Genomic DNA, 20,034 nt, shown 5'->3' with positions numbered 1-20,034 from the left:
CTGTGATTAAGACAGCATTTGCTTCAAGCATTGGTAGAGTAAGAAAGAGCAACCAAGATTTTGTCCAGGTTTTTAAGAATCAAGCAGGCGTAACCATGGCCATCGTTTGCGACGGCATGGGCGGCCACCAAGGCGGCGACGTTGCCTCCACTATGGCTGTGAGCCACTTAGGACACAATTTTATGACGACAGACTTGACCGACAAGCGCCTGGCCAAGAAGTGGCTGGACGTGCAGCTGCGGGCGGAAAACGAAACGATTTTGAAGGCCGCAGACCGCTTCCCAGACTTAAACGGGATGGGGACGACCATCGTCTTGGCAATCTTTTTTGAAAAAGATGTTTTGCTGGCTCACCTGGGCGACTCCCGGGCTTATGTTTACTCTGAAGGCAACTTTATCCAGCTGACTGAAGACCATTCCTTGGTCAATGAGCTGGTTAAGATGGGGCAAATCACCAAGGAACAGGCTAAGAACCACCCTCAGAAAAACATCATCACCCAAGCTTTAGGTGTATCGAGTACGATTGATCCAGAATATAATGAACTTGAAATGAAGAATCATGACGTATTCTTGCTTTGCACCGATGGCTTGACCAACTCCCTGTCTGACCCTCTAATTCAGCAGGTTTTAGCAACCAAAGGCTTGTCTTTGCAAGAATGCTGCAATAAATTGGTCAATGAGGCCAACCGTTTAGGCGGCGGAGACAACATCACCGTTTGCCTGGCGGTAAATGAGGAGGATGGCGCGAGTGATCAATAAAGGTTATTTGCTTGGAGATCGTTACCGGATTGTCGACACCTTGGGTGAAGGCGGCATGGCTAACGTGTACTTAGCTGATGACATCATTTTGAAGAGACAAGTCGCCGTTAAAATTATTCGTCTTGATTTGCAAAAGGATTCCAAGGTTTTAGCACGCTTCCAGCGAGAAGCCCTAGCCACCAGTGAATTAAGCCACCCAAACATCGTTTCTGTTTTTGACGTGGGGACCGATCACGGTTTGCCATACATGGTCATGGAATACGTTAAAGGGCCTGACTTAAAGGACTATATCCGCGAAAATTCGCCGATTCCCTTGCCCAAAGTCATCACCATCATGGACCAGATCCTGTCGGCCATGGCTTTAGCCCATGAGCACGGCGTAATTCACCGGGACTTAAAGCCGCAGAATATTTTGATGGATGAAAAGGGCAATATCAAAATCGCTGACTTTGGGATTGCCGTTGCCTTGAATCAAAGTGCCATCACCCAAACCAATTCAGTTTTGGGCTCGGTTCACTACATGTCGCCGGAGCAAACGCGCGGCGGGATGGTTACCAAGCAATCAGATATTTATTCTTTGGGGATTATTCTCTATGAGCTGCTAACAGGCGAAGTGCCTTTTAGCGGCGAAACGCCAGTGGTGATCGCCTTAAAGCATGCCGAAGACCAAATTCCGTCTTTACGCAAGCAAAATAAGGAAATTCCGCAAGCCTTGGAAAACGTGGTCTTAAAAGCGACCGCCAAGGATCCGCGGGACCGCTATGCTTCGGTAGAAGAAATGCAGGCTGACTTAGACAGCAGCTTGGATCCTAGCCGGGCTAGCGAGCCAGTTTTTCAGCCAAGCCACTCTCGCGACGATGAAACCAAGATCTTGCCGGCTTTAAACGGCAAGGTCATGAAGATGGAGAAAGAGGCTGAAGAGGCTCAAGAGAAGGAAAAGCCGAAGCGGTCGATTTGGAAGAATATTAAAAAGTACAAGTGGTGGTGGATTGGGTCCATTTTTCCAATCTTAGCCATCTTGGTCTTTATGGCCCTGGCCGTAGGACACAACAATGTCCGCGTGCCGAATGTGGTCAACATGTCAGAAAAGGCTGCTCGGGTGTCCTTAAAAGAATCTGGCTTAGCCATTGGCCAGGTTACGAGAGAATATTCCAGCAAGACCAAAAAAGGCAAGGTGGTCTCAACCACACCCGCAGCCGACAGCCCGGTTGCCAAGGGCCACAAGGTCAATTTAGTGGTCTCTAAAGGCCCGAACCTGACTAAGGTGCCGGATGTGGAAGGTACTAATGTCTCGGCAGCGAAAAAGAAGCTGACCAAGCTGGGCTTTAAGGTTAAGGTCAAATATGCGCCTTCTAACGAATACGTGCCTAACTTGGTTATCTCCCAGAATATTAAGGCTGGCCGCAAGGTCGACGCTGCAAGTACGACGATTGCCCTGACGGTGTCTGAGCCGCTAGATGACGAACCACGCGCAGCCAGCTCCAGCAGCAAGAATACTTTTGCCTTGGCAGACTTAAAGGGCAAGAACTTGGCAGCTGCACAGTCTTATGCCAAGAGCAAGAAGCTAACCCTGAAGGTGACCAAAGAGGCTTCTGACAGCGTGGATGAGGGGAAGATTATCTCCACTAGTCCAGCTGCTGGCAGCCAGGTCTCAGCCGGGGATACTTTAGAAGTGGTCGTTTCAACCGGTGCTGAAACCGAAGAAGTGAAGAAGACGTATACGGTGGAATACCAGGCTAGCGATGACGGCTCATCAGCAAGTTCTAGCGACGACTCTTCATCATCTTCTTCGTCTTCAGCTTCCTCTAGTTCTAAAGATAAGGGCAACCATGTCCAGATCTACATTCAAGATGACGACCACAGCATCGGCAATATTTACCGAGACCAATACATTACCAAGGATACTGACTTTACGATTACTTTTTCCATTAAGGACAACCCTGGCAAGATCAAGATTGTCAGAGATGGGGAAACGGTCGTGAATGAGACCGTGTCAAAAGACGAAAGCGGGGACTAAATGCCGGAATTAGTTGAAGGCGTCGTGGTATCGCTGATTGCAGGCTACTATGACGTAGAAACGCCAGCAGGGCTGGTGCGGACCCGGGCCAAGGGGGCCTTTCGCAAGACCAAGGAAAAGCCCCAGGTTGGCGACCGGGTGAAGGTGAAGCTAGACGAACAGGGACTGGCTTATTTGGTGAGCATCTTGCCAAGAAAAAATCGCATTGGCCGGCCAGCTGTCGCTAACGTCAGCCACGTTCTTTTGGTAATTTCGGCGGTTGAGCCAGACTTTTCCGTGCAGCTCTTAGACCGTTTTTTAACCTTCTTCTCTTGGCAGGGGGTGCAGGTGACAATTTACCTGTCAAAAAGCGACCTTTTAGGCGAAGAGAAGCTCAAAGAAGTTAAAGACCAGTTAGCCTATTACCAGCAAATCGGCTATCCGGTTTATTTGGACCGGGCGAAATTGGCTGAAGAGTTGCCGGGCAAGATTGGCCCAGAAGACATTTGGACCCTGGCAGGCCAATCTGGTGCCGGCAAGTCGACTTTGCTCAATTTTATCAAAGAGGACGCCCAGCAAGAAACTGGGGCGATTTCGACTAGTTTAAACCGAGGCAAGCACACGACCAGAAAGGTGACCCTGTTTAAGTTAGGCGAGGGTTTCTTGGCCGATACGCCAGGCTTTTCATCAATTGACCTGACACCGATCAAATTGACCGATTTAGCGAGTTATTTCAGAGAATTCAAGGCACTCAGCTCTGGCTGCAAGTTTCGGGGCTGCCAGCACCTGCACGAGCCTAAGTGCGCGGTCAAGGATGCCTTAAAAAAAGGCAAGATCGCCCAGTTCCGATATGATGACTATTTGGCCATGCGGACGGAAATTGAAGAAGGGCGAATTCCGGAATATTTGAAATAATGTGGTAAGGGATGCAGGAAAAAAGAAAAATGGATGCATATGTATTGTTAGGTGGACCAAAGGAAGATTGGCCCCAGGACATTAAAGAGCGGTTTGTTTCTGCGCAAAAAGCTGGCGACTTAATTATCGGGGTAGACCGGGGCGCCCTCTTTTTGCTAGAGCTGGGGATTAGACCCGATGTGGCGATCGGCGATTTTGACTCCCTCAAGGCCGAGGAACTTGGCTGGGTGGAAAACACGGTTGGGGATGTCCGCTATTCCGTTCCTAAAAAAGACTGGACAGACTCTGAGCTGATGCTGGCCATTGCCTTTAAAGACTACTTGGTAGATAAATTATTTGTTTATGGGGCTACAGGCGGGCGACTGGACCATGCCATGATCAACTTCTTTGGCATTCTCAATCCTGACCTTCGCCAATATGCCAACCAGCTTTACTTGGTGGACAAGCAGAACCTGCTTTTTTACCGGTCAGCTGGTCAATACCAGATTCAAAAGCAGGACTATGACTATTTTGGCGTGACCTGCCTGACTCCGGTCAAAAATTTAGCAATCACAGGGGCATTATATGAACTTGCGCCTTACAGCGGCGACTACATTCGCTCCTTTACCTCCAACGAATTTTTACCAGACCAGGATACTTTTACCTTGAAATTAGAGAGCGGAATCGTGGCGATTTTATACTCGAAAGACCTGGTAAGATTCGACAATGTGAATGATTAAGATTAAGCGTACCGTTTGGTGCGCTTTTTTCTTTGGTATGGGGTATAAGTAAGGCTATACATATTGTTTACAAAAGGAATTCTATATATAAAATACTGATTACTTATTGCGCCTAAACAATTAATTGATCAATTCAGTCTTTAAGAATACAATAAACTTAAAGGATAAATAACTGCTGTGTTTAAAAATAGGAGGAAATTATGGATCGTTGGAAAAAACTCAAGGATCTAGCAATTGTCGCCACTGCCGGGGTGGCAGCCGTTAGCTTTAGCCAGCAAAAGCCGGAAAAGGTGCAAGCAGCCACGACCACCAAGGCTAAGAAGCCAGCCAGTCAACTGACGACGGCGCAAAATAAGCAAAAAGCAGCGCAAAAGCAAGTAGCCAAGGCGGACAAAGCCAATAAAGCGGCCAATAAGGCTGTGAAGACGGCGCAAAATGCTGTCAACACCGCTGGCCAAAAGGTCGCAGATGCCCAAACTGCAGCAGATGCCAATCCAGTTGACGCTGCTCAAAACAAGGTCAATACCGCTAATAGCCAAGTAACGGCAGCACAAGATGCCGAAAACAGTGCACAAACGACTGCTGATCAAGCGGCTAAGGCAGCTAGCGACCAGCAAGGGCAAGTAACGACAGCTCAAACTAAGCAAAAGAGTGCGCAAGCAGAAGTCGACAAGACTGGCTTGACAGCTGCTGAGAGCAAGGCTAAAGCAGCTAGCGACAAGGCCAGCCAGGCAGCAAAGACTGCCAGCGATGCTAAGGCTAAGCAAGAGGCATCTCAAAAGGCAGCTAATAGTGCTAGCCAACAGGTTTCTGACACCAATGACCAATTAACGGCTAAAAACAAGGAAAAAGATAGTGCCCAAAGCGCCGTAAACAGTGCACAAGCGGCAAGCAATAATGCTAATAGCAAGAAGAGCGATCAGGAAAAGACGGTAGCTGATGCCAAGAATGCGCAAAGTGCCGCACAAAAGGCTTTGAATGACGTTAACCTATCTGGTGCGCAAAATGACAAGAACAATGCGGAAAAAGCGGCTAATAACGCTAATAACGCCGAAAAGGACGCAGAAAATGCCTTAAACCGGGCAACCGCTAAGGCAAGTCAAACCGCAGCTGCTCTTACTTCTGCCCAAAACGCCAAGAACGCGGCTGATAGTGAAGTCAATAGCGACCAGCAGAAGGCAAATTCTGCTCAAACTGCCTACAACTCAGCAAAGTCTGCTTATGACCAAGCCCAAAGCAAGCTGAACAATAGCCAAGCAGCTCAAAAGGCGGCTCAACAAGCCTATGATACTTACCCAACGATTAACGCTAATGCGGAAATCAAGGCGGCAACGCAAAAGTATGCTGAAGCTGAGAGAGCATACTACAAGAGCAGCACAAGTGCCAATTTGGAGGCGATGAATCAAGCAAAAACTGCGTGGGCAAAAGCTATTGCCAATGGTGCTAACTTGAGCCAATACCTTGGCAAGGATGCTGATCAGCAAGTAAAGGTTGATTTAAACAATTTGACTGCTGAACAACAAACTGAACTCAGTCAGTATGCAGCAGCCTTGATCAATTCCGCTCGAGAAAGCTTTGGCATGGTTCAATATGCGGGCAAGGCTTCCGTGTCAAAGGGTGCGATGGCAGCAGCTGGTGAAATTGCTAAGAAGTACGCCAATGATAAGTGGAATTCTTTTGAAAACGGTCATGATAATGATGCCGTAAACAGTGTAGCCAAGGATTATGGTCTAATAGTACCAGATTCGGGTCAAGGCATTGAAAATCTTTTTACTAGTGCTCCTGCGAAAAATGTAAGTAGTTTATATGCTGTTAAGGCAGATATTTTTAAAGCAGTAAACAGTATGCTTTATCAGGATGCGGACTCAGATTATGGTCATGCAGTTAGTTTGTTAGGTTTGGATGCACAAAGATATTCAAATGCAGGTTCAAACATGACGACATACTTTGGTTTAGGCACAAATACTGCAGAATTAGACGGCTACTTTGGTAATACAGAACAATTCCACTTAATAGTGGTTCCAAATGGGCAAGAAACCGAAGTCGGCCCTGATGCAGACGGCTATTACACCATTTACCCAAGTCCAGTAACCAATGCCTCCACTTGGCAAAGCAAGCAAGGTACGCAAAGTTTGGCAAGTACCTACAACTTGACAACTCTAAAAGCAAATCTGGATAATGCTAATACTGCCTTAGCCTCAGCTCAAGCAGACTACAACACTAAGGTAAATGCCTACAGTTCAGCTAAGAGCGTCTTGGACGCTGCTAATACTGCTTTAGCTAATGCTAAAAATAACCAATCCGCTAAGGCAACTGCTTTGACCAAGGCGCAAAGTGCAGCTTCAGCAGCGACCACTGCCAAGACTAATGCCGCTACTGCTTTGACTGCTGCTAAAAATAAGCAAGCTTCTGCTGCATCTGCCCTCAAATCAGCTGAAGCTAAATTGGCTGCGGCAACCGCTCAATACGCTGAAAAATCTAAGGCACTGAACAGTGCCAACGCCAACTTGTCAGCTCAAGAAAAGACTTTGGAGGCTCTGACCAAGGACGCAAGCAACTCTCAAGCAGCCTTGAAGTCAGCTCAGGACCATTTGAGCAAGGTGACGAGTGAAGCTAACGCCTTGTCTGCTAAGTTGACTGAACTTAAGAACCGAGCTGCTTCAGCTCAAGCCGAATTGTCTAAGGCAAATTCCGCTTTAAGCAGTGCCGAACAAGCGCAAAAGACTGCTGACAGTGAAAAGGCTTCTGCCGATTCTGCTTTGGCTGCTGTAGAAAAGACTGCCGCTCCTAAGAAAGCAGCGCTAGCTGCCGTTAACAAGGAATTGTCCGCCGCTCAAGCCAAGTTGGCTGAACTCCAAAAGACGGCCGATAGTGCTAAGGCTGACTTAGCTTCTAAGCAAGAAACTTTGGCAAATGCCCAAGCTGACCAAAAGACGGCAAACGCCAACCTGACTGCTGCTCAAGCAGCTCAAGCCGCTTTGACTAGTGCTCAAACTGCTTTGGCCAAGGCAGAAGCTACTCTTAAGTCTGCTAAGTCTAAGGCTGCTAAGACTGCGAAGGCCTTGAAAACGGCGAAAGCAGCTAAGGCCAAGGCTGACAAGGCCGTTGCTACCGCTAAGAAGCGGGCCAAGGTTGCTGGCATCGTCAACAAGACTGCCAAGCAAATCAAGACCAAGTCAGCCAAGTCCAAGAAGACTACTAAGACTAAGTCTAAAAAGAAAACGACTAAGAAAAAGTCGACTAAAAAGACCAGCAAAAAGAAGGTCACTAAGAAGCCAGTAAAGAAAGTTGCTAAGAAGTCGACTAAAAAGACTAGCAAAAAGAAGGTCACTAAAAAGCCAGTAAAGAAAGTTGCCAAGAAGTCGACTAAAAAGACCAAGAAAGCAGTTAAGAAGAGTACGAAAAAGACAGTTAAAAAGTCTAAAAGTAAAAAGAAATAGTTTGTAGCAAAAAAAGTCCTCGTTCCATTCTGGAACAAGGACTTTTATATCTTGATGCACAAACTGATGCACAAAATCGTTTTACTTAAATTTTTTCCAAAAAGAAAACTCGCCAGATCAAAGATCTAACGAGCTTTTTTAGTCACTAGACACGGGTAACTTTACCAGACTTCAAAGTCTTAGTTGAAACCCAAACGCGCTTAGGCTTGCCGTTTACAAGAATGCGAACTTTTTGAAGGTTTGGCTTCCAAGAACGACGTGATGAGTTCAATGAGTGTGAACGCGTGTTACCAAAAGTGGTCTTCTTACCGGTTACGAAATCTTTTGCCATGCTGCTAAACCCCCTTTACATGTTTTGTCATACTATTAGACTTTACCATAAACTCGAGTACTTTTCAATCTAAAATTTCAAAACTATTTTACGAAAATAAATCTGAAAGTGTTAGCTTTCAAGTTCGTTATGTTAAAATAAAGATGTATATTGGAAATAAGACGGAGGATGAACATGGCTGTTAAAATCAAAACAAAGTATGGTTTGATTGATATTTCAAACGGTGTAATTGCAACTGTTGTTGGTGGTGCAGCTACGTCTAACTATGGCGTTGTCGGTATGGCATCCAAGAATGCCCTTAGAGACGGTGTAGACAGCATTTTAAGCCGGGCAAACTACAAGCGTGGCGTTGTAGTTAAATCCGAAGACAATCAAGTGACTGTTGATGTCTATATTATTGTGGGTTATGGCTTGAAAATTTCTGAAGTTAGTCGTAATGTACAAGACAGTGTCAAATATAACTTAAGAAGTCAATTGGGCATTGATACCAAGGCGGTTAACGTAATCGTTCAAGGCGTCAAGGTGCTCGACGACTAATCAAGCGGAGGATTCAATATTGGTTTTAAGTGAAATTAGCAGTAAAGAATTTAGAGACATGGTGCGAATTGCTTCTCACAGAATGAGCAAGAATGTGCAATTCGTTAATGATCTAAATGTTTTCCCAGTTCCTGACGGTGACACTGGTACGAATATGAATCTGACCATGGAAAGCGGCGCTAAGGCTGTTTCCGAAAATCTCAGCAGCAGTGTCGGCGACTTGACTGAGAGCTTGGCTAAGGGGATGCTGATGGGCGCGCGCGGCAACAGCGGCGTGATTACCTCTCAGCTCTTCCGCGGCTTTTACAAGGCTACTCAAGGCAAGACTACCCTTAACGCTCAAGAACTGGCTAACGCCTTTAGCAATGGTGTAGCTACTGCCTACAAGGCTGTGATGAAGCCGGTCGAAGGGACTATTTTGACTGTAGCCCGCGTCGGGGCCCAAGCAGGTGCTAACAAGGCTAACGAAACTAGTGACGTAGAAGAAGTAATGCAAGCCATCGTTGAAGGGGCTAAGGAAGCCTTGAAGACGACCCCAGACCTGCTTCCTGTTTTGAAGCAAGTCGGCGTTGTTGACTCTGGTGGTCAAGGCTTGGTCTTCATTTATGAAGGCTTCTTGGAAGGTCTGTTGGGTGAAAACTTTGACGACAAGTACGTTCCTGACTCAGATGACATGAACGCCTTGATCAATGCCACCCATCACCAAGCAGTGCAAGGGCAACTCGCAACCAGCGATATCGCCAACGGTTACTGCACGGAAATCATGGTGGACTTAAAGGCTGACGTTCCTGGCAAGAAGCCATTTGACCTGGAAGAATTCAGAAATTACTTGTCAGAACTTGGAGACTCCCTGTTGGCCGTTTCTGATGGGGAAATTGCAAAGGTGCACGTTCACACCGAATTCCCTGGCAAGGTCTTCTTATACGGCTCCCAATTTGGTCAAATCGGCAAGATCAAGATTGACAACATGCGGATTCAACACGAAACGATCGTTGAAAACGAGCAAGAACAACAAGAAAGCGTTGATTTTGCCGTAATCGCTGTTGCGTCTGGTAACGGTGTCCGCAAGCTCTTTGAAAGCGAAGGGGTCAACCGGATCATCTCTGGTGGGCAAACCATGAACCCATCAACCCAAGACATCATGGATGCCATCAGCAAGTCTGGTGCAAAGCAAGCCATCATCTTGCCAAACAACGGCAACATTATCATGTCTGCTAAGCAAGCAGCTGAAGTTGCTGAAATTCCAGTCGGGATCGTGCCATCCAAGACCATTCAACAAGGTCTGACAGCAATGTTGGCCTTCAACCCAGACGCTAGCGTCGACGAAAACGTGGAAGCTATGACTGATGAATTGGATTCAGTTAAGTCTGGTGAAGTAACCCGCGCAACCCGTGACACGGAAATCAATGGCATCGAAATCCATAAGGGTCACTTTATTGGGATCGTGGACGGGACTATCGTCGTTGATAACGCAGACCCAATCGCTGCTACTGTCCAAATGACCGAAAAGATGGTTGACGAAGACTCTGAAATCATCACGGTGATGTACGGCAGCGACGCTACTAAGGATGAAGCTCAAGCCGTTGTTGACCAATTAGAAGGCAGCCATGAAGATGACGACTTCGAATTTGAAATCCACGATGGTGGTCAACCAGTTTACAACTTCTTGGTATCGGTAGAATAATGACTTTAGATGACGCGGTTTTGATGCCTGTGACTTCCCTGAAAGGCGTCGGTGCCAAGACAGGCGAAGCCCTGCAAAGTTTAGGAATCTATAGCATTTATGATCTGCTGTTTTACTTTCCCTACCGGTATGACGAGCTGGAGACTTTGCCTTTAGATCAACTCAATGATGGTCAGAAGGTGATGCTGAAAGGCATCGTGGCTACCACTCCATACCAGAACTACTTTGGCTACCGCAAAAGCCGGGTCAGCTTTAAGCTGCGAATTGACCATGATATTATCATGGTCAATTTTTTTAACCAGCCATGGCTGTCTAAGCAGCTGGAAGTAGGGCAGGAGGTGGCCATCTATGGCAAGTATGACCTGCGCAAGCAAAGCCTGTCAGCCTATAAGCTAGTGGCGGCTAAAAATGCCGATAACGGCATGGCCCCGATTTATTCGGTCAACCGCCACATTAAGCAAAAAAAGCTGCAAGGCTTGATTGACCAAGCTATTGCCGAATGTCTGCCAGGCGTTGGCAATGCGGTGCCAGATGAGATCCGGCAAAAGTACCGCCTGCTTACTGATTGCGATCTAGTCATGGCCATGCACCATCCCAAAAATCCGGATGAAGCCAGAGCCGGCAGACGCAGCGCGGTTTTCCGGGAATTTTTCCTCTTTCAAATGCAGATGGCGCAATTGTCCTCTAGCAACAAAAAGCAAATTGGTCATGCTAAAAAGTATGATTTAGGCGAAGTTGCTGCTTTGACCAAGTCCCTGCCTTTTGAGCTGTCAGCTGACCAGAAAAAGGTGATCAATGAGATCTTTGCGGACATGTTCATCGACAAGCAGATGCAGAGATTGCTGCAAGGGGACGTTGGGTCTGGGAAAACCGTGGTAGCGGTCTTTGCCATCTACGGCGCAATTACGGCCGGCTATCAGGCGGCTTTGATGGTGCCAACGGAAATCCTGGCCAACCAGCACTTTCGCAAGATCTCAGAGATGCTGGAGCCTTTTGGCGTCCGCTGTGCTCTTTTAACCGGGTCCACCAAGGCCATGGAGCGGCGGGAGATCTATAAGGAACTAGCTGATGGCATGATCAATGTCGTGATCGGGACTCACGCCCTGATTCAAGATAAGGTGATTTTTAAAAAGCTGGGTTTGGTCATCATCGACGAGCAGCACCGCTTTGGGGTGGCGCAGCGCCTAGCCTTGATCAACAAGGGCGACCACCCAGACATCCTGGCGATGACGGCGACCCCAATTCCGCGGTCTCTGGCCTTGACGGTTTACGGGGAAACGGATTTATCAGAAATCCGCCACCTGCCGGCTGGGCGAAAGCCGATTATTTCAGCTTGGAAGACCAGCGACCAGATGGATGACGTTTACCGCTTGATGAGAGAGCAGCTCGCCCAGGGCTTCCAGATTTATGCGGTGACGCCGTTAATTACGGAATCAGAAAGCATGGATCTGGAGAACGCCGAAGCCTTGTGCCAGCGGCTGACCCATGATTTTCCTGACCAAAGGGTGGTCTTGCTCCACGGTAAGATGGCCAGCGCCGACAAAGACGAGATCATGACCCGCTTTAGCGAGGGCGAGATCGATATCTTGGTCACAACGAGCGTGATTGAAGTTGGGGTCGACGTGGCCAATGCCAACTTGATGATCATCTTTGATGCTGATCGCTTTGGTTTAAGTCAGCTCCACCAGCTCCGCGGCCGGATTGGCCGGGGGCAGACGCAGAGCTACTGTCTTTTTGTCGCTGACCCCAAGACCGAAGCCGGCAAAAAGCGGATGCAGATCGTAGCCGAAACCCGCGATGGTTTTAAATTAGCTGAAGAAGACCTGAAGATGCGGGGCGAAGGGGACCTTTTTGGCAAGGCTCAGTCCGGTTTGCCGGAATTTAAGATGGGCAGCGTAGTAAGCGACTACCCAGTCATGGTGGCCGCTAGAGAAGTTGCCCAGGAGATCGTGGCTAAGGATCCAGAGCTCAAGGCAGATCAGTTGGCAGATTTAAAGCATGTGTTAGAATATAATAAACTTGTACAAGCAAGGTCATAATCTAGAAAGAAATTGAGACAAGAAATGAAAAGAATTGCGATTGATGCCATGGGCGGGGAAAACGCGCCAAAGGCAATCGTTGATGCCGTCTTAAAGGCAAAAGCAGAGTTGCCAGAAGATCAATTTATCCTTTTTGGCGATGAAGCTCAGTTAAAGGAACTTTTGCCTCAAGACGATCCGCAAATTGAAATCGTGGCTACAACGGAAGTGATCCTGGACGAAGATGAGCCAGTTAAGGCCATGCGGTCCAAGAAAAATTCTTCCATGGTGGTTGCGGCTAACTGGGTCAAGGAAGGCAAGGCAGATGCATTGCTTTCATTAGGCAACACGGGGGCGCTGCTTTCTTGCGGCATCTTTATCATTGGCCGGATCAAGGGCGTGGCGCGGCCAGGCTTAATGCCAACCATGCCGGTTCAATCTTCCGATGATGGCTTCAACATCATCGATGTTGGGGCTAACGCCACCAGTAAGCCAGAATACCTAGTGCAATGGGCAGAAATGGCAGCTTACTATGCCGAAAAGGTTCGTAACGTGAGGAACCCGCGCGTGGCTTTACTCAACAACGGTGCTGAATATGACAAGGGTGATGACCTCCATAAGGCGGTCTACCAGTTGCTCAAAGACAGCAAGCTGAACTTTACCGGCAACATCGAAGGACACGAGCTTTTAACTGGCAAGGCAGATGTCGTGGTGACTGACGGCTTTACCGGTAATGCCGTCTTAAAGAGTATCGAAGGCACGGCTAGCGTCATCATCCACCTCTTAAAGGATGGCCTCCTGAACAACGGCGTGAAGGCCAAGCTTGGGGCGCTTTTAGCCAAGGATGCCTTAAAGACTGTTGCTAGCCGCTTTGACACGGCCAAATACGGCGGGGCTGTTTTACTCGGAGTTAACTCACCTGTTGTCAAGCAGCATGGCCGCTCTGATGCCCGGGCGGTTTACTATGCCGTTAAGCAGATTGACAAGATTTTGACTGAAGACTTGATTTCGGCATTTAAGGCTGAATTTAGCAAGTAGATTTTCGTAAGTAGATAAAAAGACAAGAAAAAGTTTAAGGAGAACATCGCGATGACTGAACAAGAAATTTTTGACAAGATTGCCAAGCTGATTGCGGACAACTTCCAATTGGACCAAAGCAAGATCACCATGGACACCAACTTCACCCAAGACCTGGATGCAGACTCAATCGACTTGGTAGAATTTGTCATGCAGCTGGAAGACGAATTCGGTGCAGAAATTCCTGACGAAGAAGCCGAAAAGCTGGCTACTGTGGGCGACGCTGTAGCCTACATCAAAAGCCACCAAGGGTAATTCTTTACCAAGCTAAGTGAAAATTAATTTGGAAGCATTCATCATCGTTAATTGATGAGTGCTTTTTTGCTTTAAGAATTCTTTTTCACATTATGCTAAACTATACAACTAGAAGAGTAATTAACAGAGGGGATTTTTAATGAGGAAAATTCGCTTCCTGACGGTTTGCCTGTTAGCGGCATTCTTGCTAACAGCCTGCGGTCAACAAAAAACTAGCAAAAAGAACACCAATAGCGGTGCCGAAGATGCCATGCAGTTCCCAATTGCGACCAGCTTTGGCACGACCAAAAAGTCCGGCACCATCAAGGTCGCTCTTGAGACGGATACGCCTTTTTCTGGGATCTTTTCAGACGAACTGGCTGATTCTACGACTGAAGCCAAGCTGGCCCAGTTTGGCTCTGAGTCCTTGTTTGATACGGATAACAGCTATAACATCACCAACAGTGGCCCTGCCAAGTTTTCCTTAGACCGGCAGGCTAAAACAATCACGATTACCATCAAGAAGGGCGTAAAGTGGTCTGACGGCAAGCAGGTCGTAGCTAAGGACGTTGAGTATGCTTATGAGGTCATCGCCAACCGGGCCACCAATTCTGCCCACTATACTTCATCCTTGCAAGATGTTGTTGGCTTAAAGGCCTACCACGATGGCCAGGCCAAGACGATTTCGGGGATCGAGATGCCTGATGGGGAAAATGGCCGCAAAGTTGTCATCCACTTTTTAGCCATGCACCCGGGGATGCTGAAGACGGGGAATGGCTACTTCTGCGAATCAGCAGTGCCTTATCACTATTTAAAGAGCGTCCCTTTTAAAAAGCTCAAGACCAGCTACCAGATTCGGCAAAAGCCTCTTTACTTTGGTCCTTACCGGGTTAAGAGCATGGTGACTGGTCAATCAGTTACTTGGGTACCCAACAAGTACTACTGGCGGGGTACGCCAAGTCTATCAAAGATCGTGATCTCCATCATCTCGCCTAAGTCAGTGGCAACCGCCATCAAGCAAAAGACTTATGATGTCATCGAAGTGGTCAATTCCCAGTGGAGCCAGATTAAAAAGCAAAAAGGCTACAACTTTGTGGCGAATATTCCACTGAGCTACACTTACTTAGGCTTTAAGCTGGGGACTTGGGATGCTAAGACTAGCCAGGTCAAGATGAACAAAAAGGCCAAGATGGCCAACAAGTCCCTGCGGCAGGCCATTGGCTATGCCATGAACGTTACTGAGATTGAGCGCAAATATACGTCTGGCTTGACCTTTAGAATCAAGACCTTGATTCCTGCTGAATATGGCGACTACTACAATGACAGCCTTGAAGGCTACCCATATTCCCCGAAAAAAGCCGAAGAGCTTTTGGACAAGGCAGGCTACAAGCGCAAGAAGGGTGAAAAATACCGCCGCGACCCGCAAGGGCACAAGCTAACCATCCACCTGGCTGCCATGACTAGGGATTCTAGCCAAGTCAAGATCATCAACAACTATATTAAGATGTGGCGCAAGATCGGCCTTCACGTGACCTTAACGTCCGGCAGCTTGATGGAATTCAACAGCTTTTACAGTCTCTTGTTCAGCGATGATTCCCAAGTAGACATGTTCATTGCTGGCTGGAGCCTAAACGATGAGCCATCCCAAAATGGGATCTATGGTTCCGGGACCCAGTATAATCTTGGCCGCTTTGCGACAGATAAGAACACCAAGCTGATCAATGAGATGGACTCAGAAAAATCCTTTAATCTGAACTACCGGATCAAGGTCTTTAAGGAATGGCAAGAGTACATGCAAGACCAGGCATATGTCATTCCTTTGACCAGCTCTTACCGGATCATGGCCATCAACAAGAACTTGCTTAATTACTCTCTTGAATCTTCTCAAGAAAACAACAACCACCCGCTCTGGTACAAGGTGGGCTTTAAGAAGTAGACAAATTTTTGACAAGTATTAAGGAACTCTGTTTTTTAACAGAGTTTTTTATATGGATTGCTAAAAATTCGGCAAGGCTGGCGGCCTTTTTGGTATAATTTCAATGATACGAAAGGACTGAAACAAGCATGGTTTCGACTAAATTTATTAAAAAGCTATCTGATGACTATGGAGTCAAGTTTAAGGATGAACGGCTGCTCGAAGAAGCCTTCACCCACTCATCTTACGTAAACGAAAATCCTCGTAAAAATTATGGCAATTACGAAAAGCTGGAATTCTTGGGCGATGCGGTCTTGGAATTTACGGTTTCTGACTACCTCTACCGCCATTTTCAAAAGCTAAATGAAGGCGAATTGACCCGCCTGAGATCCAATATTGTGAGAACGGAAGGTTTTTCTAAAGTCGCCTTAGAATGCGGCTTTAAAGAAGAAATCCAGCTGGGCGTCGGCGAAGAAAAGGCCGGTGGCCGGGAACGCAAGGCGCTCCTGGAAGACGTGTTTGAAGCCTTTAACGGTGCCTTGTTCTTAGACCAGGGCATCGGTGCTGTTGAAAACTTTTTAAAGCAGACGGTTTATCCTTTGATTGATGCCGGCTACTTTACCCCGTCTCGAGACTTTAAGACTGACCTGCAGGAATTCTTGCAGCAAAATGGGACGGTCAAGATTGAGTACCGGGTATTAAAGGAAAGCCAGCAGCCGCCTCACTTTGAGGTCGAAGTCAGTGTGGACGGCCAGGTCTTGGCTCAAGGCGAGGGCCGCAATAAGAAAAAGGCTGAACAAGATGCGGCTAAGCATGCTTTAAGCCGGTTGAATGAAAGGGAAAAATAGTGCCCCTCACAAGTTTAATTATTGATGGATTTAAATCTTTTGCCGATAAGACCATAATCGATTTTACCAAGGGGATCACCGGTATCGTGGGCCCCAACGGCTCTGGCAAAAGCAATATTACCGAAGCCATTCGCTGGGTGATGGGGGAAGGCAGCGCCAAGTCCTTGCGTGGGCGGAACATGAAAGACATCATCTTTGCTGGTTCTGCCACCCGCAAGCCCCTAAACCGGGCGCAGGTGACCATGATTTTTGACAATAAAAATCGGGAGCTGGACTTCCCAGCCGACCAGGTGGTGGTCAGCCGGCGGATTTTAGCCTCTGGCGACAATGATTACCAGATCAACAACCAATCAGTGCGCCTGCGGGATGTCCGGGCGCTCTTTATGGACTCCGGGATTTCACAAAATTCCTTAGCCATCATCTCCCAGGGCCGGGTGGACCAGATCTTAAACTCCCAGGCAAAAGAGCGGCGGGGGATTTTTGAAGAAGCCGCCGGCGTTTTGCACTTTAAGCAGCAAAAGCAGCAGGCCCAAGGGCAGCTGGCGGCGACCAACGACAACTTGATCCGGATCAACGACCTGGTCAAGGAACTGGAAAAGCGGATTGAGCCCCTGCATGAGCAGAGTTCTTTGGCGCAAGAATACAAGTTCCAAAAAACGGCCCTGGACAATGACTTAAAGACCCTGCTAGCCTTTGAAATTTCTAATTTGAGCGAAGAAGAGCAGGAAATCAAGGGTAAGCTAGCGGAAAGCAAACAGCTCTTAAGCCGGCTGGATGCTGAAGTCAAGCAGTCCCAAGCCAAGCTGGCCGCTAAAAGGGAAGAATATCAGCTGGAAAGCGAAAAGCGGGACAAGCTGCAGGCAGAAGTCGTTAAGCTAGGCAGTCAGCTGTCTGAGATCAATACTTCCTTGCAGGTGTCCCAGCAATCCAGCCAATATGACCAGGCAACCAAGCAAGAATACGAAAAGCAGCTGGAAGCTTTAAAAGCGGCAGTGGTTCAGGCTGACCAAGAACTGGCTGAACTGAACAAGGCTGCTAGTGAACTAGAAGCTAAAAAGAATGCTCTTGAAAACCAGAGAGAAAAGCTGGCTGCTGATCTAACAGAAGACCCTGAGCAGCTGCGCCAGCGCCTGGAAGATACCAGAAACAACTATATCCAAACTCTGCAGGACCAAACAACGGCTAAAAACCGGCAGCTCTTTTTGGAAAGCGAGATTAAGCGAAGTGAAGAATCTCGTGACCAGCGCTATGATGACGTGTCTAGTCAGCTGGAAGGCAGCCGGCAGGAGCTGGAAAAACTGCGGTCCAAGGGGAAAAAGCTGACCCAGGATCGGCAGGCCAAGCAGGCTGACTACCAGCAGCTGCAAGACGCTGCTGGCAAGGCGGGGATTAACAAGCAGACGGCTGAAAAGCAGCTGCAAATGGCCCAGGTTAACCTGCAAAGGTTGACCGCTAGACGGGATGCCTTAGAAAACATCCAAAAGCGGCACGAAGGCTACTATGCCGGGGTCAGACAGATCCTGAACCATCTGGACCACTACCCTGGCATTATCGGGGCTGTCGGTGAGCTCTTGACCTTCCCCAGTGACCTTGAAGCCGCAATGACGACGGCTTTAGGCGGGGGCGTGCAGAACCTGGTTGCCCAAAACCGTGTGGCAGCTCGGGATGCTATTGACCAACTCAAGCGCCAGCACCTGGGCCGGGCAACTTTTTTGCCACTAGACGGCTTGCGCTACCGGGCGATTCCGGAATCAACCAAGCGGGCTTTAGAGCAGTATCCGGGCTTTTGCGGCGTTGCGAGCGACCTGGTAACAGCTAAGGGCGGGATCAACATTGAGCCAGCCATCCAGTACCTGTTAGGCAACATCATCATTGTGGACCAGATGAATACTGCCATGCAGGTTTCCCGGCAGATTGGCCGCTACCGGGTCGTCACCTTGGACGGGGACGTGATCAGCCCAGGCGGGGCCATGACCGGTGGTGCTAGAAACCAGCGGAATAACTCGCCTCTGCAAACGACAGCGGAAATTGCCAAGGCTCAAGAAACCATCGAATCCTTGGCTGCCAATGTTCAAGACCTAGAGCGCAGTCTCAAGCAAAAGTCTGAAGAATTAGCTGAAATTGAGCAAAAACTTGCGGTATTAGGTCAAGAGCTGCAAGAACAAGACCAGGAAATCAATACAGTCGCCTTGACCTTCAAGAGCCAGGAAAAAGAAGTTGGCCGCTTAGAAAGCGCCAGCCAGCTCTACCAAAGGCAGCAGGCTGAACAAAAGGCGGCTTTGGCAAAGCAGCAAGCTGAGCTTGCTAAGGTGACCGCTGAAAGAGCTGCCTTAGAGAAGCAGGCTGAGAAGCAAAAGCAGGAAATGGCGGACTTGCAAGAAGCCATCCAAAACTACACGGACCACAACCAAGGCGTACAAAGTGAGCTTGCTCAGCTGGATCCGCAGATCGCGGTTTTGGCAAACAAGCTGGAAAACCTGAATAACCGGATTAAGGAAAAGCAGGGACAAAAACGGGCAAGCCAAAAGCAGATTCGGCAGCTCCAAGACAAGGTGCAGGCACTAGCAGCTTCTAGCAACCTATCAGCCAGCAAGAAAGAAGAATTATTGCTGGATCTGGGCAAGCAGGAAAAAATCAAGGCTGAAAAAGAAGGCGAGCTAAACCGGGCCAGCCAGCTTTTGGGCCAGTTAAATGGTCAGATCAACCAGCTAGAAGCCGTGGCCACCCGCAACTATGACCTGCGGAAAAATGCGGCTAGTGAGCAAGAAGAGCGGTCAGTTAACCTGGCAACGGTGCAAGGGAAACTCAACCAGCGCCTGACCCAGTTAAGTGAAGATTATTCTTTGACTTACGAAGCGGCTCTCAAGCAGGCCCAGGTTGAAAATACGCCAGAGCACTGCCATGCCCTAAGAAGAAGTGTCAAGCTCCACCAGCTGTCCTTAGATGATATCGGACCGGTCAACCTGGCAGCTATTGATGAATACCAGGAAGTAAAAGAGCGCTATGACTTTTTGAATGGGCAGCAAAACGACTTGCTGGAGGCCCGGGAAAACCTGCAAAAGTCGATGGATGAACTGGACCAAGAGGTCAAGGACCGCTTCAGCGAAAGCTTTAACCAAATCGCCGAGTCCTTTAGCCGCCTCTTCCCGCAGGTCTTTGGCGGGGGCAATGCCAAACTGGCTTTGACCGATCCAGATGACCTCTTAGAGAGCGGGATTGAGATTATCGCCCAGCCGCCTGGCAAGAAGCTGCAGCGGCTCAGCCTCTTGTCTGGGGGCGAGCGGTCACTAACTGCGATTACCCTGCTTTTTGCCATGCTGGAAGTCAACCCAGTGCCGTTCTGCGTTTTAGATGAAGTAGAAGCAGCGCTGGACGATGCCAACGTTGTGCGCTTTGCTCACTTTTTAAAGCAATATGATACCAAGACCCAGTTCATCGTGATCACCCACCGGCGGGGGACCATGGAAATGGCCGACCAGCTGTACGGGGTCGTGATGCAGGAATCTGGGGTATCGCAAGTTTTGTCAGTATCACTGAAAGATTATCAAGATGAGGTGTAGTC

Annotated in this window: 14 protein-coding genes; 13 read left to right on the top strand and 1 reads right to left on the bottom strand. The window is 48.3% G+C overall.

All coding sequences use genetic code 11. The features are described from left to right. Positions 1–2 precede the first annotated feature (2 nt). From FC20_RS01105 to FC20_RS01085, 5 genes are all read left to right on the top strand, one after another. Positions 3–758 (top strand): Stp1/IreP family PP2C-type Ser/Thr phosphatase, encoded by a 756-nt coding sequence (locus tag FC20_RS01105; RefSeq protein WP_008459812.1) that lies wholly within the window; start codon positions 3–5, stop codon positions 756–758. Then, a complete protein-coding gene (gene pknB, locus FC20_RS01100; protein ID WP_201779595.1) occupies positions 748–2,775 on the top strand; it encodes a Stk1 family PASTA domain-containing Ser/Thr kinase in 2,028 nt (675 codons plus the stop codon). Before FC20_RS01105 ends, pknB begins: the two co-directional genes overlap by 11 nt. After that, positions 2,776–3,669 (top strand): ribosome small subunit-dependent GTPase A, encoded by an 894-nt coding sequence (gene rsgA, locus FC20_RS01095; protein WP_008459814.1) that lies wholly within the window; start codon positions 2,776–2,778, stop codon positions 3,667–3,669. It begins immediately after the preceding gene. Positions 3,670–3,698: 29 nt separating this feature from the next. Then, the gene (locus FC20_RS01090) at positions 3,699–4,388 is read left to right on the top strand and encodes a thiamine diphosphokinase (protein WP_008459815.1); all 690 of its coding nucleotides are present in this window, start codon (positions 3,699–3,701) and stop codon (positions 4,386–4,388) included. A gap of 200 nt (positions 4,389–4,588) precedes the next feature. Then, entirely contained in the window at positions 4,589–7,828 is a 3,240-nt protein-coding gene (locus FC20_RS01085) for an SEC10/PgrA surface exclusion domain-containing protein (RefSeq protein WP_056945279.1), read from the top strand. Between the two features lie 145 nt (positions 7,829–7,973). On the opposite strand, the gene rpmB is transcribed toward FC20_RS01085, so the two are convergent. Continuing rightward, complete coding sequence (gene rpmB / locus FC20_RS09925) at positions 7,974–8,159, bottom strand: 50S ribosomal protein L28 (RefSeq protein WP_008459817.1); 186 nt, start codon at positions 8,157–8,159, stop codon at positions 7,974–7,976. Between the two features lie 174 nt (positions 8,160–8,333). On the opposite strand from rpmB, the gene FC20_RS01080 reads away from it, so the two are divergent. The 8 genes from FC20_RS01080 (at position 8,334) to smc (ending at position 20,032) form a co-directional block, all read left to right on the top strand. After that, positions 8,334–8,696, top strand: a complete 363-nt coding sequence (locus tag FC20_RS01080; RefSeq protein WP_008459818.1) for an Asp23/Gls24 family envelope stress response protein — start codon at positions 8,334–8,336, stop codon at positions 8,694–8,696. A 19-nt stretch (positions 8,697–8,715) separates the two neighbouring features. After that, the gene (locus FC20_RS01075) at positions 8,716–10,380 is read left to right on the top strand and encodes a DAK2 domain-containing protein (RefSeq protein ID WP_008459819.1); all 1,665 of its coding nucleotides are present in this window, start codon (positions 8,716–8,718) and stop codon (positions 10,378–10,380) included. Next, on the top strand, positions 10,380–12,419 hold the full coding sequence (recG, locus tag FC20_RS01070; RefSeq protein WP_008459820.1) for an ATP-dependent DNA helicase RecG: 2,040 nt from the start codon (positions 10,380–10,382) through the stop codon (positions 12,417–12,419). Before FC20_RS01075 ends, recG begins: the two co-directional genes overlap by 1 nt. Before the next feature lie 24 nt (positions 12,420–12,443). Next, complete coding sequence (gene plsX / locus FC20_RS01065; protein WP_008459822.1) at positions 12,444–13,436, top strand: phosphate acyltransferase PlsX; 993 nt, start codon at positions 12,444–12,446, stop codon at positions 13,434–13,436. 51 nt (positions 13,437–13,487) lie between these two features. Next, positions 13,488–13,730: an acyl carrier protein gene (acpP, locus tag FC20_RS01060; RefSeq protein ID WP_008459824.1), complete on the top strand. Its 243-nt coding sequence runs from the start codon at positions 13,488–13,490 to the stop codon at positions 13,728–13,730. A 139-nt stretch (positions 13,731–13,869) separates the two neighbouring features. Beyond that, a complete protein-coding gene (locus tag FC20_RS01055) occupies positions 13,870–15,645 on the top strand; it encodes an oligopeptide ABC transporter substrate-binding protein (protein ID WP_008459826.1) in 1,776 nt (591 codons plus the stop codon). A gap of 128 nt (positions 15,646–15,773) precedes the next feature. After that, positions 15,774–16,472, top strand: coding sequence for a ribonuclease III (gene rnc, locus FC20_RS01050; protein WP_008459828.1), 699 nt, complete (start codon positions 15,774–15,776; stop codon positions 16,470–16,472). Beyond that, on the top strand, positions 16,472–20,032 hold the full coding sequence (gene smc, locus FC20_RS01045) for a chromosome segregation protein SMC (protein WP_008459830.1): 3,561 nt from the start codon (positions 16,472–16,474) through the stop codon (positions 20,030–20,032). The genes rnc and smc overlap by 1 nt, the downstream gene beginning before the upstream one ends. The last annotated feature ends 2 nt before the right edge of the window (positions 20,033–20,034 follow it).

The organism is Lactobacillus equicursoris DSM 19284 = JCM 14600 = CIP 110162, assembly GCF_001434815.1.
Taxonomy (GTDB): domain Bacteria; phylum Bacillota; class Bacilli; order Lactobacillales; family Lactobacillaceae; genus Lactobacillus; species Lactobacillus equicursoris.
The sequence above is the reverse complement of the archived record's forward strand: the minus strand, read 5'-3'. Positions and strand labels throughout refer to the sequence as shown.

Coding starts and splice junctions, on each gene's coding strand:
- rsgA (WP_008459814.1), top strand. CDS start 2,776: ATGCCGGAATTAGTTGAAGGCGTCGTGGTATCGCTGATTGCAGGCTAC.
- FC20_RS01090 (WP_008459815.1), top strand. CDS start 3,699: ATGGATGCATATGTATTGTTAGGTGGACCAAAGGAAGATTGGCCCCAG.
- FC20_RS01085 (WP_056945279.1), top strand. CDS start 4,589: ATGGATCGTTGGAAAAAACTCAAGGATCTAGCAATTGTCGCCACTGCC.
- rpmB (WP_008459817.1), bottom strand. CDS start 8,159: ATGGCAAAAGATTTCGTAACCGGTAAGAAGACCACTTTTGGTAACACG.
- FC20_RS01080 (WP_008459818.1), top strand. CDS start 8,334: ATGGCTGTTAAAATCAAAACAAAGTATGGTTTGATTGATATTTCAAAC.
- recG (WP_008459820.1), top strand. CDS start 10,380: ATGACTTTAGATGACGCGGTTTTGATGCCTGTGACTTCCCTGAAAGGC.
- plsX (WP_008459822.1), top strand. CDS start 12,444: ATGAAAAGAATTGCGATTGATGCCATGGGCGGGGAAAACGCGCCAAAG.
- acpP (WP_008459824.1), top strand. CDS start 13,488: ATGACTGAACAAGAAATTTTTGACAAGATTGCCAAGCTGATTGCGGAC.
- FC20_RS01055 (WP_008459826.1), top strand. CDS start 13,870: ATGAGGAAAATTCGCTTCCTGACGGTTTGCCTGTTAGCGGCATTCTTG.
- rnc (WP_008459828.1), top strand. CDS start 15,774: ATGGTTTCGACTAAATTTATTAAAAAGCTATCTGATGACTATGGAGTC.